Source organism: Mesorhizobium sp. M9A.F.Ca.ET.002.03.1.2, from assembly GCF_003952365.1.
In the GTDB taxonomy this organism is placed as follows: Bacteria; Pseudomonadota; Alphaproteobacteria; order Rhizobiales; family Rhizobiaceae; genus Mesorhizobium.
On record NZ_CP034443.1, the window covers coordinates 113,010 to 126,354 of the forward strand.

The following is a 13,345-nucleotide window of genomic DNA, read 5'->3' on the forward strand; positions in this document are numbered from 1 at the left end:
ACGCCACATGAAGTGGTGCCATATCGCTTGGGTGGTATCTCGTGAGCCGACGAAGCCTTCGACGACGCGCAACGATCTGGCTGGCGGCGTTTTGCGCCGGCTATCTCGTGCTCGCCTATTTCGCCGCGCCGGAATTCTGGAGCCTGCGAAACCGCAACTTCCGCACGCAGCGCTTCGAGATGGTGACGCACACGCCGCAAGGCATTCCTGGCGACCCGATCAATGTCGGCCTCGTCGGCACCGAAAAAGAGCTGGTCCACGCCTTCGCCATCGCCGGATGGGACACGGCCGACGCCGTCACGCTGAAGACCGCCATCGAGATCGGCGAAAGCGTGCTGTTCGGCCGCCCCTATCCCGACGCGCCGGTCAGCCGTCTCCTGTTCGATGGGCGTGCGCAGGACATGGCGTTCGAAAAACCGGTCGGCATCAGCGCCGACCGGCGTCATCACGTCCGCTTCTGGCAGACCGATGCGACCGGAGACGACGGCCGGCCGCTGTGGCTGGGTTCGGCGAGCTTCGATCGCGGTGTCGGCCTCAGCCACGACACCGGCGCGATCACCCACCATATCGCTCCCGACATCGACGCCGAGCGCGACTTCCTGATCCGCGACCTGTCAGCCGCCGGCATGCTGGTCTCGACCAGCGAGATATCAGGCATCGGCGCGACCAGGACCGGGCGCAATGGCGGTGGCGACCCCTATTTCACCGACGGCAAGGCGGTCGTCGGCGTGCTGCTGCAATTGCCATAGGCCCGATCGCGGCGAAGATTGCTCGCAGGCCTTTCGAGCATGCACCCGCAATGCTATTGACCCCGCATGCTTTACGTTGAAATCGCCATCGTGGTCGTCCTCATCTGCGTGAACGGCCTTCTGGCAATGTCCGAACTTGCCATCGTCTCGTCGCGGCCGGCCCGCCTCAAGGGGATGATCGACCGCGGCGTCAAGGGCGCCGGCCGCGCCCTGGCGCTCGGCGCCAATCCCGGCAAGTTCCTGTCGTCGGTGCAGATCGGCATCACCCTGGTCGGTGTTTTATCAGGCGCCTTTTCCGGCGCCACGCTTGGCGAGCGGCTGTCGGCGTTCCTGGCATCGACCGGCGTCCGCGAAAGCCTTGCCGACCCGATCGGCGTCGGCATCGTCGTCGCCCTCATCACCTATGGCTCGCTGATCATCGGCGAACTTGTGCCCAAGCAGATCGCGCTGCGCGATCCCGAACGCGTCGCGGCCAGGGTTGCTCCGGCGATGACCATCCTTGCCACCGTCTCGGCGCCCCTGGTGTTCCTGCTCGACATCTCCGGCCGCGCAATGCTGTGGCTGCTCGGCCAGCACGGTGAAAGCGAGGAGAAGGTCACCGACGAGGAGATCAAGATGCTGGTTGCCGAGGCCGAGCATCACGGCACCATCGAATCGGACGAGCGGCGCATGATCGCCGGCGTCATGCGGCTCGGCGACCGCGCCGTGCGCGCGGTGATGACGCCGCGCACCGAGGTCGACTGGATCAACCTGCAGTCCGACGACGCGGCGACCCGCAAGCTCCTGATGGAGACCCAGCATTCGCGCCTGCCGGCCGGCGATGGCAGCGTCGACGCCATGATCGGCGTCGTCCAGACCCGCGACGTGCTGGCCGCGATGCTTGGCGGCCGCGCGCTCGACCCGCGCCGGCATGTGCGCACCGCTCCCATCGTCCATGACCAGGCCGACGCGCTGGATGTCCTTTCGACGCTTAGGGAATCCGACGTGCCGATGGCGCTGGTCCATGACGAATATGGCCATTTCGAGGGCATCGTCACCCCGGCGGACATACTGGAAGCCATCACCGGCGTCTTCCGGGCGGACCTCGACGCCGGCGACGAGGAGGAAAACGCCGTCAAACGCGAGGACGGGTCATGGCTGCTCGCCGGCTATATGCAGGCCGACGAGATGGCGGACGTTCTCGGCATCGACCTGCCCGAGAACCGCGACTACGAGACCGTCGCCGGCTACGTGCTGTCGCACATGCACCATCTGCCGACGACCGGCGAAAGCGTCGATGCGCAGGGCTGGCGCTTCGAGGTCGTCGACCTCGACGGCCGGCGCATCGACAAGCTCATCGCCACCCGCCTGCCCGGCGGCCACCGCGAAGTGGTGCGGTGACAAGCACGCGACGTGTGGGCTGTTCGGGTGTCGGGTCTCGGACCCCGAAGGCGACAACCTCTGCTGCAACGTGGACGACTGCTTTGCGCCCTCATCTCGGTCGTACAGCTGACCGCGGCTGCACTCCACAAGCGGATATCCGGTTGATTAATGGCGGCGGTCTATTGCGACTGAAAACGGGCCGCTCCATCCAGCTTTGGATTCTGATGCTTGACTTTGGCCCTGTTTGGCCGAGCTTAGTCGGCCTAGATCAAAATCTCACTGAATAAGCTTCATGTCGCGCACGATAATCACCACCCCGGCCGCACCAGCGGCGCCAGCTTCCTACAGCCAAGCCGTCAAGGCCGCAGGATTGGTTTTCGTGTCAGGGACTGCGCCGATCGACCCGTCAACAGGGCAGGTTGTGAGGGGGCCGGTGCAGGCGCAGGTCGCACAATGTCTTCGCAACATCTCCGCTATTCTGGAAGCCGCAGGGAGCAGTTTGGAGAAGGCGGTCAGTGCGACGCTGATTGTGGCCGACGAGGAAGACTTCGCAGGTGCCAATGAGGAATGGCTTAAGTGGTTTCCACGCAATCCACCTGCCCGACAGGGCGCCAAGATGCCGGTGCGCATTCCGGAAATGAAAGTCTCGATAGCAATGATCGCCGAGGCATGAGCACAGCCTTGCAATAGCGGCGGCGTTGGACGCCGCGCTTGGCTACGAGGCTTTCGAGCCGGTCTGCGGTGTCAGCTTTCTCCACAGAAGTCGCGCTTGCAGCACCATATCGATCACAAGACTGTCTTGCGATGGATTGGCGCGCCTGTCGAGATTTCGAACCTCCCCTCAGTTTTTGACGCAAGAACCTGTCTGCTGTTCTTGCTGCCCTCTAGCAAAGCCGCCGGTCCGTTTACGGCCCCCGAGCGGTAGTGCCCGCGCCGATTCCCGTCGGCCAATCACGGCAGGTGCTCGATCTCGTCGAGCTTCTTTTCGCCTTGCCTGACGGCGAGGAAGTCGCCCCACGAAATGTGGACGGCGGACTTGACCGGCGCCATCTGCAACTCGACGGCATGCATCCGGAGCTGCTCGACGGCACGCGCGCCGCCGACGGCGCCATAGCCGACGAAGCCGGCCGGCTTCTTGTTCCATTCGTTGGCGGCGTAGTCGATGGCGTTCTTCAGCACGGCCGTCGGGCCGTGATTGTATTCTGCGGCGGTGAAGATGAAGCCGTCGAACTCGGCGACCTTCTTCTGCCAGCGCAGCCGCATCAGGCAGAATTGTATCCAACTATACATCGCGTGGATGACTAGCCCATGATGCTGATCCATGCGCAGGGCTGGCGCTTCGAGATGGTCGGCCTGACGGCCGCCGCATCGACAAGTTTCATCGCCACCCGCCCGCCAAGCCGGCCGCTTGCCGCACCGGCTGCTCCGACGGCCGACTTGCCTGCGTTCCTCAAAGCGTCGCCAGCCGCGAATTCGGCATGGTTTTTCCATAGGCCCGGCGCAGCGTCAGCTTCTCCTCCAGCGCAACGATGACACGTGTGGCAAAATCCGTCTCGTACATGGCGGCGAGCCGTGTCAGGCCGCCTGGTGTGAAGACATTGATCTCCAGAAGTTTGTCGCCGACGATGTCGAGCCCAACCAGAAACATGCCGTCGTCGACCAGCTTGGGGCGTACCATCTCGGCAATGCTTAGCATCGTGTCGGTTACCTTGACCTTGCGGGCGGTTCCGGCGGCGTGAATGTTGGAGCGAACATCGCCCTTGGCTGGGACGCGGCGAAACGCGGCGTAACTGCCATCGCGCACCAGCGGCAGGCCGTTCATCAGGAAAAGACGCACGTCGCCAGCCTTGGCCTCGGGAATATAGACCTGCGCGATGAGATAGCCGTCACCGCTGGCCGCCTCGAAAATCTGGTTGAGGTTGGAATCGGTAGGCGTCGCAATGTGGAAAACGTTCCTGCCTCTCGACCCTTGGAGTGGTTTGACGATGCAACCCTTCGAGTGTTTGTCGATGAACGCGCGTATCTCGGCGACGCTGCGCGATATCAGGGTCGCTGGCCTGACCGCCTCGGGAAAGCTCTGAAGGTAGAGCTTGCTTTGTGCCTGCGCCAGACCGTCCGGATCGTTGACGACTATCACGCCGCGTTGCGCCGCGAGCCGCCCGAACATGAGGCCTGCGTTGGCGGCCCATGGTCGATCGGTGGCGTCGAGTGACGGATCGTTGCGCAGAAACAAAATGTCGATATCGCTTATCGCGAAGGTCTTTTTCTGCTTCGCGGCCTCCTTCAGCGCAGCATACACCTTGTCGTTCGTCTTGTAGGGAGCGTCCGGCAGAACCGCGACGCTGACAGCCAGACTGTCGTCCGGACGCAGTATGAAGTCGCCTGGTTCAACATAGACAACGGAATGGCCGCGCTGGGTTGCACTCAGCGCCAGCGTTGTCGTCGTGTAGTCTGGCGTCTCGCTCTCAATCGAATTGACGAAGAACGCAATGCGCATTGGGGAGCTCCGCTCAAGTCTCAACCATATCGATCGGATCGATTCCCGCCATCGCTTTCTTGAGGCGCGAACGCGCTGCGTCGGAAGCGAGAAACGCGGGTTCGAGGCGCGGCGCCCGCAGCAAGCCGCGCGCATTGAGTTCCTGGATCGCGCTAAAATGCGAGGCGGAGATCTTGCCGATCCAGAACGGCGTGAGGCTGCCGCCGTTTTTCAGATGATCGAGGACTTGCGCCACGCCGCGTAGATAGATAGCGTCTTTTGCAAGGCCGCCACCTCGAAAGACGCGCAGAACGACGTTGAAGGCGCTGCGATCATCGATACCGAAATCCCCATGGAGAATGCGGAAGGTTTCCTCGAACGTTGCGCCGTCGAGCATTGCCCGACACGCAAGGACCCTGGCCGCGATCAGCCGCAGCCGCGCTGCGGTCATGCCGCCGACCAGATATTCCGCCAGCACCGCCAGTCCCTCCTGCATGCCCTCGTAGCCGGCGAGCCCGCTGCGGAAGATGGCGAGCCCCTGCGCGTCGCCGTTGAAATAGGTCAGCAGATGAACACCGATCTCATGACTGAGCAGCGCGGTCAGACGCCCCGATGGGAGGTTGGTATCGCGCGAAACCAGCAGCTGGTTTCGGGAGACGAGGAGGCCGGCAGGCAGGTCGCCGCGGATCTCCACGGAAGCGTCGAAATCGGAGTAGGTGGCACGGTATCCGGCGATCATGTCTCGCGCGGCCGCGGCGACAGCGTCGGCGCCTAGGCCCCCCTGCTGGACCGCCGACGCACCGCGAGGCGTCTTTTCAAGAATGATGTGTGCCCTCGCCGCCAGGTTCGGTTCGACGCTGCCATAGAGTGCTCGTCCGAGTTCGACGAAACTGGGGGTTTCGCGTGCCGCGAGCATCGACAGCTGGAGATCGAGTTCCTGCTGCTTTTCGGAAAGCAGTTTGGTCAGCAGCGGATCTTCCAGATGATCGAGCGAGATCGAATAGAGCTTCCGCTTTTGGGCGGCGACCTCGAACTCGAGCGGCCTGTAGAGCAGTCTGGGCACATGCTCGAAGCTGCCTGCCCGGAATTCCCGCCAGGCTGGTTCGGCGTTGATCGGTGTGACGGCAAGCAGAAAATCGAATGTCGACGCGACGCTGTCGATTGCCCGGTCGGCCCGCACGACAGCGTCGATGTAGGCTCGCCGCCCCAGCGAACGATGGGTTGCCGGCTGTTCCAGCTTTGATGCCTTCAGAAAGGCGCTGACGGCCTGAAGCGCGGAATCCACCATGTTGGCGACGATAAGGTCTCGCAATTCAGGATAGACGCGCTCCGTGCCGGGCACCCTGTAGATCGGCGCGAAGCGCACCGTAAGGCCCGCCACATCACCGAGATCATCCGAAAGCCGTGCTTGGGCGCGTGTCGTGGGATTAAATTCTTCCACGCGGGGCGTGCGGTACTTTGCTTCGCGTCCGGATGCGGCGGCGGCAAAGCGCTTGAGCGCCGCCTTCTCCGCCGCCGTGTCGCCGCTGGCCAGTGCAATCTCGAAAGGCGGCAGAAACGGTACGTCCTCGGTCAGGAACCGGTCTTCGGCCAACTCACCGATGTCGAGCACGAGGAATGCGCCGCAATGCTCGCGCATCCTTCGCGCCACCAACCGCGCAACCACGCCGGCGAAGCCGATATCGGCCACGATCAGATAGGATGCGTTGGCGGAGACAACGTGGAACGCCGCATCCTGATGCGACCCGGCATGGACGCAGAGAAAGGGCAGCGGCCGATCGATGTGCAAGCGGTTGCCGTCGCCGAACTCGCGGCGGATCGGCTTGCCGTCCCGCAAGAGCCCGTCCAGGTCCGCCTCGATGTCGGTCAGCGGAGACGCAGCCTCAATCAGTTTCGGCTTCATGTCATGCCCCGCAGCGCGGCCTCGAGAACAGGCACCGTGGACGCCAGCATGGCGCGCAGCCGTTCGATTGCCGCCCAGTCGGGGTCGCCGCTCCATTCGTCCATGAAGATCTTCTTGAACTCGACCGCGATGGCACAGCCGGTCTCGGGGAAATTGGCATGGACGAAACGGGTCTGTTCGCCCTTCCCCTGGAAAGACACATTCTCGCGCACGTCGATCAGCTCGCCGTTGAAACGCTGGCCGCGCAGCGCCTCCATGAAGGCGTCGACGGCCGCCGCCCAGCGCGCGCGGTCCATCGAGGATGTGCCGATATTGATGTCGGGCGCGACATCTTGCGACGCAGGCACTGCTTTCGGCCCTTGGCGCCGGTGGTTGTAGCTATGGACGTCGACAAGGACGAACCTGCCGAAACGCTTCTCGACATCGGCCAGCACTCGCTTGAGCTCGCCGTAGAATGCGTCGTGAAAGGCGAGAGACTCGTTCACAATGTCCTCGGCCGGAGGCTCTCGCCATACGTTCAGACCCCAGGACTGGTCCGGCGACCGATAGACCGCAGCCTCGCGCGCGCGGTTCAGATCGACTTGAAAGCGCGATCTGTGAACGATGATCTGGGTTGGAAAATCGGCGATAAAGTGCTCGGTGAAGGGGTCCTCCTCCCGCAGCCGGTCAGGGTCGGCGATGCACAGGAGCGATTGGCAAGCGCGTCCGACGTCGGAACCGCTGTGGATCGCCGTGCCAATGACGGGGGAATCACCGAGCTTGATTGTCCAGCCTGCCGGTGACCCGCCCGGAGCATTGTTGAAAGTGGTCTTGTTCACGATCCACCGAAATGCACGGAGGGGGCGGGCGGTTCCGGTTCATCGCACGAGCCTGGCGCCCTGCGAATGGGGCCAGCACCATGCGGACGGGCTGAACGAGCTGGATCGTGCAGCCGATTGCGTCGTCGGGCCAAAACAGGCACAGAACATGCAACCGGCTTCCAGAAATTGAAAAAGGGCGACGCAAGCGCCGCCCCGGATCCTTGGGAGGATGATTTCGAACCGGCGGTTCAGGCCGCCTTGACTTCTTCATTGATCGCGTCGGCCTGACGCGCTGCCTTCAATGCCTTCGCCCACCACGCGACGTCGTTGATGAGGGCGGTGGCAGACTGGTTCAGGTGCTCGATCTCGTCGAGCTTCTTTTCGCCTTGCCTGACGGCGAGGAAGTCGCCCCACGAAATGTGGACGGCGGACTTGACCGGCGCCATCTGCAACTCGACGGCATGCATCCGGAGCTGCTCGACGGCACGCGCGCCGCCGACGGCGCCATAGCCGACGAAGCCGGCCGGCTTCTTGTTCCATTCGTTGGCGGCGTAGTCGATGGCGTTCTTCAGCACCGCCGTCGGGCCATGATTGTATTCGGCGGCGGTGAAGATGAAGCCATCGAACTCGGCGACCTTCTTCTGCCAGCGCAGCGCCACTTCGTTCTGCGACGGCACCCAGGCGGACGATGCGACCTCGTCGAAGAACGGCATCGGGAAGTCGCGCAGGTCGACCACTTCCACGTCGATGTCGGCGTGTGACTTGGCGATCTTGGCGATCCATCCGGCGGGGATGTCGGCGAAGCGCGCGGCGCGGGTCGAACCGATGACGATGGCGATTTTGGGTTTGGACATAGAGGGGCTCTCCTTTAGGCAAATTTCTGGTATCGTTTGGATACCTGAGCTATATGAGTGACTACGCGCACGAGGCGCAAGGAGGCACCTTTTTGATACCAAGGCACCCGCACCGCACCGAGGACTGCCGCGCCATCTCGGAAATCCTGCAGCGCGTCGGCGACAAATGGACGGTGCTCGTCGTCGGCAAGCTCGGCGACGGGTCGATGCGTTTCAACGAATTGCGCAGTGCCGTCGGCGGCATCTCGCAAAAGATGCTGACCACCACCTTGCGCGGGCTGGAGCGCGACGGCTTCGTCACCCGCACCGTGTTCCCGACCATCCCGCCGCGCGTCGACTATGAGCTGACCGATCTGGGCTACGAGCTTCTGGTGCCGGTCGGCGCACTCGGCGAGTGGGCGCGCAAGAACACCGAACGGGTCAAGGTGGCACGCGAAAAATTCGACAGTATGCACGCTTGAAACCCTTGATTTGCAAGGGTTCAGGGCAGCACGGGAGTTTTGACGTGTCGGATGTGCTTGCGTTGACGAACCGCATGCCTTGGCGATTAGCGCAGACGCCCATCGCTTCGTCATCCTGGGGCGAAGCAAGGAGCGAAGCGACGCGGCGCAGACCCCAGGATCCATGCCGCGACTTCAGAGCGCTGCTGCGGTGCAGAATTCTGTTCCGCTGCACTCTTCGGCTAAGGTTACGGCATGGATCCCAGGGTCTGCGCGACGGAGCTTCGCTCCTGCTTCGCCCTGGGATGACGAAGTTGGGGAGGCTTCGGCCAATCTCGAATGTCTGTGATGGTCCACCAACACGAACGATGACATCTTGGCTGCCAACAGGCCTGCAACCCGTCAAATCCCTGTGCAAAGCTACTAGGGACGGAAAGTCAATTCAGGACCTCGGAAACCGGGCCAGTCAGCCCTCCGCCGGAATCGCTTTCGGCCTGCCTTCGCTGTCCAGCGCCACCATGACGAAGTCGGCGTGGGTGACCTTCTCCATCAGGTCGGAGAGGTAGCGTTGCGCCCAGGCCTCGACCTTGAGCGTCATCGAGGTGCGGCCGACGCGCTCGACATGCGTATAGATGCACAGCGTGTCGCCGACCTTCATCGGCTTGGCGAACGACATTTCCTTCACCGCCGCCGTCACCACGCGGCCCTTGGCGCGCTCGGCGGCGCGGATGCCGCAGGCAAGGTCCATCTGCGCCATCACCCAGCCGCCGAAGATATCGCCCGCCGCATTGGCGTCCGAAGGCATGGCCAGCGTCCTGAGCGTCAGATCGCCGATCGGCCGTCCATCCGCGTAATGCACCATGCGCCAAATCCCTTCGAGATCGGTAGTCCTGATCCCGTACCGTTATGGCACCAATGCGTCAACGCGCCGCCAGCCGGGTGATGGCGGGGTTTGAAATTCGGCCAGGGGTGGGGAACTGACCTTCCTTGCCCGGTATCGCATTAGTTCCTCGGCATGGAATTTGACGACCGGATGGGCTTGCGTTGACGGATGCCTTGGCGATTAGCGGAAACGCCCGTCGCTTCGTCATCAACTCTGAGGAATGGTAGCGTCTCGGAGCCTTGCGTTTAGGGTGATGACGAGGTTGGGGGCTTCGGCCGTTATGACGTCCACCGCAATTGCCTGGTGGTGAACGCTGGTTGTCGGGGAGCACATCGGCATTATCTTGATGACAATGTGGGAGGACAGCCTCATGCCCGGCAAGCGGGAGAAATACTGAGATCGGAGGAGACGATGCCAGGCGTTGAAGCCGCGATCAGGGAACTGCTGGAGAATAGATCGGCTGCCATGGCCGCCAAGGACATCGAGTGGCTTATGTCCCTTTACGCCGACGACATAGCCTATTTCGACCTCGTGCCGCCGCTTCGTTATGTGGGATCCAACGCCCTTCGCGAGCGGTTCCTGGATTGGTTTCCCCGCTGGTCTGGTCCGATTGGCCAGGAGCTTGGCCAACTGGATGTTGCAGCCGGCGACGCGGTTGCCGCCGCATGGATGCTTATCCGAGCGCATGGCACGCTGAAAACCGGCGCGAATGTCGACTACTGGGTGCGCGTGAGCAATGCATTTCGTCGATCTGGAGACAGATGGACCATCACGCACGAGCACGTTTCCCTCCCCGTCGACATGCGGAGCGGGACAGCAGTCCTGGACTTGACCCCATAGCGTCGCTGGAACGACGTTCGAGAGAGGATTTTGATGTCGTTTCTACACGCCTGGACTTGAGGGCCAGTCGCTTTTTTCACAAGGGATGCCGGAAGGCTCAGTGACGTCAGAGGCGTGCGCCGTCTAGGGTAGAACCAGAATTCCGGAGCCGGCCGCATCCACCATGCAGACCTATGATTTCATCGTCGTCGGCTCCGGCTCGGCCGGCTCGGTTCTGGCCGAAAGACTGTCGGCCTCGGGCCGCTTCTCGGTCCTGGTGCTCGAAGCCGGCGGCACCGACCGCCGCTTCTACGTGCAGATGCCGCTAGGCTACGGCAAGACCTTCTTCGACCCTGCGGTCAACTGGAACTACAAGGCCGAGCCGGACCCGGGGCTCAGCAACAATGTCGACCACTGGCCGCGCGGCAAACTGCTCGGCGGCTCCAGTTCGATCAACGCCATGGTCTGGATCCGGGGCGCGCGCGAGGATTTCGACGCCTGGGCGGCGGCCGGCAACCCCGGCTGGGGTTTTGACGATCTCCTGCCCGCCTTCAAGGCGCTCGAGGACAATGAAGCCGGAGCCGACCGCTGGCGCGGTGTCGGCGGTCCGTTGCACATCACCGACTGCTCGAACGCCGTCCACCCGCTGACCAAGCTCTATCTCGCGGCCGCCACCCAGGCCGGCCTGCCGCTCAACCCGGATTTCAACGGTGCGTCCCAGGAGGGCGTCGGCATATACCAGATCACCACCAGGAACGGCCGCCGCATGTCGGCCGCCCGCGCCTTCCTGCGTCCGGCGATGCAGCGAAAAAATGTCCGTGTCGAGATGAATGCGCTGGCGACCAGGGTCCTGTTCGAGGGCAAGCGCGCCGTCGGCATCGAATATCTGCAGAACGGCGAGACCAGGACCGCCCGCGCCGGCCGCGAAGTGATCCTGTCGGGCGGCTCGATCAATTCGCCGCAACTGCTCCAGCTCTCCGGCGTCGGTCCCTCGGCGCTGCTCGGCGCTCTCGGCATTCCCGTCATTCACGCCAACGAGAATGTCGGGGCGAACCTGCAGGACCATGTCGGCATCAACTACACGTTCAAGGGCAGGCTGCCGACGCTCAACCAGATCCTGCGCCCGTGGTGGGGCAAGCTCATGGTCGGCATGCAATACATGCTGATGCGCTCCGGCCCGCTGTCGCTGTCGATGAACAACGCCGGCGGCTTTTTCCGCACCGACCCGGCGCTTTCGCGGCCCAATATGCAGCTCTATTTCCAGGCGTTCTCGACCGTCATCCCCAAGAGCGGCGAGCGTCCGATCCTGACGCCCGACCCGTGGCCGGGCTTTTCCATCGGCCTGTCGAACTGCCGTCCGTCGAGCCGTGGCGAGATCATGATCCGCTCGAAGAATCCGCGCGACTATCCCCGGATCGTCGCCAACGCCTACTCGACCGAAGCGGATGTCGCCGAAATGCTGGCGGCAGTGAAGTTCGTTCGCAAGATCGCCTCGATGCCGGCAATGGCCGACATCATCGAGGAAGAGGTTTTGCCTGGTCCATCGATCACCTCCGACGCCGATCTGATCCAGGATTTCAGGAAGCGCTCGGGCACCGTCTATCACCCGGTCTCGACCTGCCGCATGGGGCCGGACGCCGCCCGCGCCGTCGTCGACCCACGCCTGCGAGTTCACGGGTTCGCCGGCTTGCGCGTCATCGACGCTTCGATCTTTCCCGATAATATCACCGGCAACACCAACGCCGCCGCGATCATGACCGGATGGAAGGGCGCGGAATTGGTTCTGGAGGATCAGAAATGAAAATCACCGACGTAAAAACCTGGGTTGTCGGCAATCCACCGCCCGGCATCGGCGGCAAGTATTTCATCTTCGTCAAGCTCACCACCGACGGCGGCGTCATTGGCTATGGCGAGGCCTACAACGCCACCTTCTCCGCTCATGTCACCGCGAAGATGGTCGAGGACATGGCCGAGCGCTATCTCGTCGGCCGCGATCCGCACGACATCGAGAATTTCTTCCGCCGCGCCTATTCCTCCGGCTTCACCCAGCGCCCCGATGTTTCCGGCATGGGCTGTTTCTCGGCGCTCGAAATGGCCTGCTGGGACATCATCGGCAAGGAGGCCGGCAAGCCGGTCTACAAGCTGCTCGGTGGCCAGGTGAACGAAACGTTGCGTTCCTATACCTATCTCTACCCGCATACCGGCAGCGTCCATTCGGAGGACGCGCGCGGCAAGAACGTCTACAACGATCCCGACCTGGCGGCCGAATGCGCGCTCGAATATGTCGAGCAGGGTTTTAACGCCGTCAAGCTCGACCCGGCCGGTCCCTACACCGCCTTTGACGGCCACCAGCCGCGCCTCGTCGACATCGACCTCTCCGCCCGCATGATCAGGGCGATCCGCGAGGCGGTCGGCACAAGGGCCGACATCCTGTTCGGCACGCATGGCCAGTTCACCGCATCGGGAGCGCTGCGCATGGCCCGCGCCATCGAGCCTTACGATCCGCTGTGGTTCGAAGAACCGGTGCCGCCCGACATGCCAGAAGTCATGGCGCAGGTCGCCCGCGCGACCTCCATCCCCATCGCCACCGGCGAACGGCTGACGACCAAGTTCGAATTCGCCCGTGTCATCGAGAACCGCGCCGCGACCATTTTGCAGCCCGACCTCGGCCGCTCCGGCGGCATTTTCGAAACCAAGAAGATCGCCGCCATGGCCGAAGCCTATCACATACAGATCGCCCCGCACTGCTATTGCGGGCCGATCGTCGGTGCGGCCAACATCCAGCTTGCCGTGACCCTGCCCAACTTCCTCATCCTGGAATCGCTGAAGCAGTGGGACGGCTTTCACGAGAAGCTGCTGAAGAAGAAAATCGAGTGGCAGGACGGCAACGTCATTCCGTCGAAGGAGCCTGGCCTCGGCGTCGAGCTGAACGAAGCCGTCTGCGAGGCGCATCCCTGGACCGGCAAGGACTTGCATCTGCAGATGATGCAGACGCCGTTGACGCCGTGAGCGCGCCGCGCTTGGCCGACCTTCGTTCGCCCGGTTTCCCAGCCAGGCCA

General features: G+C 63.1%; 12 protein-coding genes and 1 pseudogene. 7 read left to right on the plus strand and 6 right to left on the minus strand.

Annotated features, from left to right (window positions below):
• Nucleotides 1-41: 41 nt before the first annotated feature.
• The 3 genes from EJ066_RS00605 to EJ066_RS00615 all read left to right on the plus strand — a co-directional run bounded on the left by EJ066_RS00605 (nucleotide 42) and on the right by EJ066_RS00615 (nucleotide 2,784).
• Nucleotides 42-749 (plus strand): LssY C-terminal domain-containing protein, encoded by a 708-nt coding sequence (locus tag EJ066_RS00605; RefSeq protein WP_126034338.1) that lies wholly within the window; start codon nucleotides 42-44, stop codon nucleotides 747-749.
• A gap of 66 nt (nucleotides 750-815) precedes the next feature.
• Entirely contained in the window at nucleotides 816-2,129 is a 1,314-nt protein-coding gene (locus EJ066_RS00610) for a hemolysin family protein (protein ID WP_126034339.1), read from the plus strand.
• A 274-nt stretch (nucleotides 2,130-2,403) separates the two neighbouring features.
• Complete coding sequence (locus EJ066_RS00615; RefSeq protein WP_126034340.1) at nucleotides 2,404-2,784, plus strand: RidA family protein; 381 nt, start codon at nucleotides 2,404-2,406, stop codon at nucleotides 2,782-2,784.
• Nucleotides 2,785-3,068: 284 nt separating this feature from the next.
• Here the strand turns inward: EJ066_RS00615 and EJ066_RS00620 are convergent.
• From EJ066_RS00620 to EJ066_RS00640, 5 genes and pseudogenes are all read right to left on the minus strand, one after another.
• Nucleotides 3,069-3,365: pseudogene (locus tag EJ066_RS00620) on the minus strand (NADPH-dependent FMN reductase); the annotation flags it as partial.
• Nucleotides 3,366-3,561: 196 nt separating this feature from the next.
• Nucleotides 3,562-4,608, minus strand: a complete 1,047-nt coding sequence (locus EJ066_RS00625) for a glutathione synthetase (RefSeq protein WP_126034341.1) — start codon at nucleotides 4,606-4,608, stop codon at nucleotides 3,562-3,564.
• Between the two features lie 13 nt (nucleotides 4,609-4,621).
• A complete protein-coding gene (locus EJ066_RS00630) occupies nucleotides 4,622-6,490 on the minus strand; it encodes a flavohemoglobin expression-modulating QEGLA motif protein (RefSeq protein WP_126034342.1) in 1,869 nt (622 codons plus the stop codon).
• Entirely contained in the window at nucleotides 6,487-7,308 is an 822-nt protein-coding gene (locus tag EJ066_RS00635) for an N-formylglutamate amidohydrolase (RefSeq protein WP_245455052.1), read from the minus strand. The genes EJ066_RS00630 and EJ066_RS00635 overlap by 4 nt, the downstream gene beginning before the upstream one ends.
• 230 nt (nucleotides 7,309-7,538) lie before the next feature.
• On the minus strand, nucleotides 7,539-8,144 hold the full coding sequence (locus tag EJ066_RS00640; RefSeq protein ID WP_126034344.1) for an NAD(P)H-dependent oxidoreductase: 606 nt from the start codon (nucleotides 8,142-8,144) through the stop codon (nucleotides 7,539-7,541).
• A 92-nt stretch (nucleotides 8,145-8,236) separates the two neighbouring features.
• On the opposite strand from EJ066_RS00640, the gene EJ066_RS00645 reads away from it, so the two are divergent.
• Nucleotides 8,237-8,605: a helix-turn-helix domain-containing protein gene (locus tag EJ066_RS00645; protein ID WP_189644501.1), complete on the plus strand. Its 369-nt coding sequence runs from the start codon at nucleotides 8,237-8,239 to the stop codon at nucleotides 8,603-8,605.
• 445 nt (nucleotides 8,606-9,050) lie between these two features.
• Here EJ066_RS00645 and EJ066_RS00650 read toward each other — a convergent pair whose 3' ends face one another.
• Nucleotides 9,051-9,446: an acyl-CoA thioesterase gene (locus tag EJ066_RS00650; protein WP_126034346.1), complete on the minus strand. Its 396-nt coding sequence runs from the start codon at nucleotides 9,444-9,446 to the stop codon at nucleotides 9,051-9,053.
• 432 nt (nucleotides 9,447-9,878) lie between these two features.
• Between EJ066_RS00650 and EJ066_RS00655 the strand changes: the two genes are divergently transcribed.
• From EJ066_RS00655 to EJ066_RS00665, 3 genes are all read left to right on the plus strand, one after another.
• Nucleotides 9,879-10,307, plus strand: coding sequence for a nuclear transport factor 2 family protein (locus EJ066_RS00655; protein ID WP_126034347.1), 429 nt, complete (start codon nucleotides 9,879-9,881; stop codon nucleotides 10,305-10,307).
• Nucleotides 10,308-10,470: 163 nt separating this feature from the next.
• On the plus strand, nucleotides 10,471-12,087 hold the full coding sequence (locus EJ066_RS00660) for a GMC family oxidoreductase N-terminal domain-containing protein (protein ID WP_126034348.1): 1,617 nt from the start codon (nucleotides 10,471-10,473) through the stop codon (nucleotides 12,085-12,087).
• Complete coding sequence (locus EJ066_RS00665) at nucleotides 12,084-13,295, plus strand: mandelate racemase/muconate lactonizing enzyme family protein (protein WP_126034349.1); 1,212 nt, start codon at nucleotides 12,084-12,086, stop codon at nucleotides 13,293-13,295. The genes EJ066_RS00660 and EJ066_RS00665 overlap by 4 nt, the downstream gene beginning before the upstream one ends.
• Nucleotides 13,296-13,345: the final 50 nt, after the last annotated feature.

Coding starts and splice junctions, on each gene's coding strand:
- EJ066_RS00610 (WP_126034339.1), top strand. CDS start 816: ATGCTTTACGTTGAAATCGCCATCGTGGTCGTCCTCATCTGCGTGAAC.
- EJ066_RS00615 (WP_126034340.1), top strand. CDS start 2,404: ATGTCGCGCACGATAATCACCACCCCGGCCGCACCAGCGGCGCCAGCT.
- EJ066_RS00625 (WP_126034341.1), bottom strand. CDS start 4,608: ATGCGCATTGCGTTCTTCGTCAATTCGATTGAGAGCGAGACGCCAGAC.
- EJ066_RS00630 (WP_126034342.1), bottom strand. CDS start 6,490: ATGAAGCCGAAACTGATTGAGGCTGCGTCTCCGCTGACCGACATCGAG.
- EJ066_RS00640 (WP_126034344.1), bottom strand. CDS start 8,144: ATGTCCAAACCCAAAATCGCCATCGTCATCGGTTCGACCCGCGCCGCG.
- EJ066_RS00650 (WP_126034346.1), bottom strand. CDS start 9,446: ATGGTGCATTACGCGGATGGACGGCCGATCGGCGATCTGACGCTCAGG.
- EJ066_RS00655 (WP_126034347.1), top strand. CDS start 9,879: ATGCCAGGCGTTGAAGCCGCGATCAGGGAACTGCTGGAGAATAGATCG.
- EJ066_RS00660 (WP_126034348.1), top strand. CDS start 10,471: ATGCAGACCTATGATTTCATCGTCGTCGGCTCCGGCTCGGCCGGCTCG.
- EJ066_RS00665 (WP_126034349.1), top strand. CDS start 12,084: ATGAAAATCACCGACGTAAAAACCTGGGTTGTCGGCAATCCACCGCCC.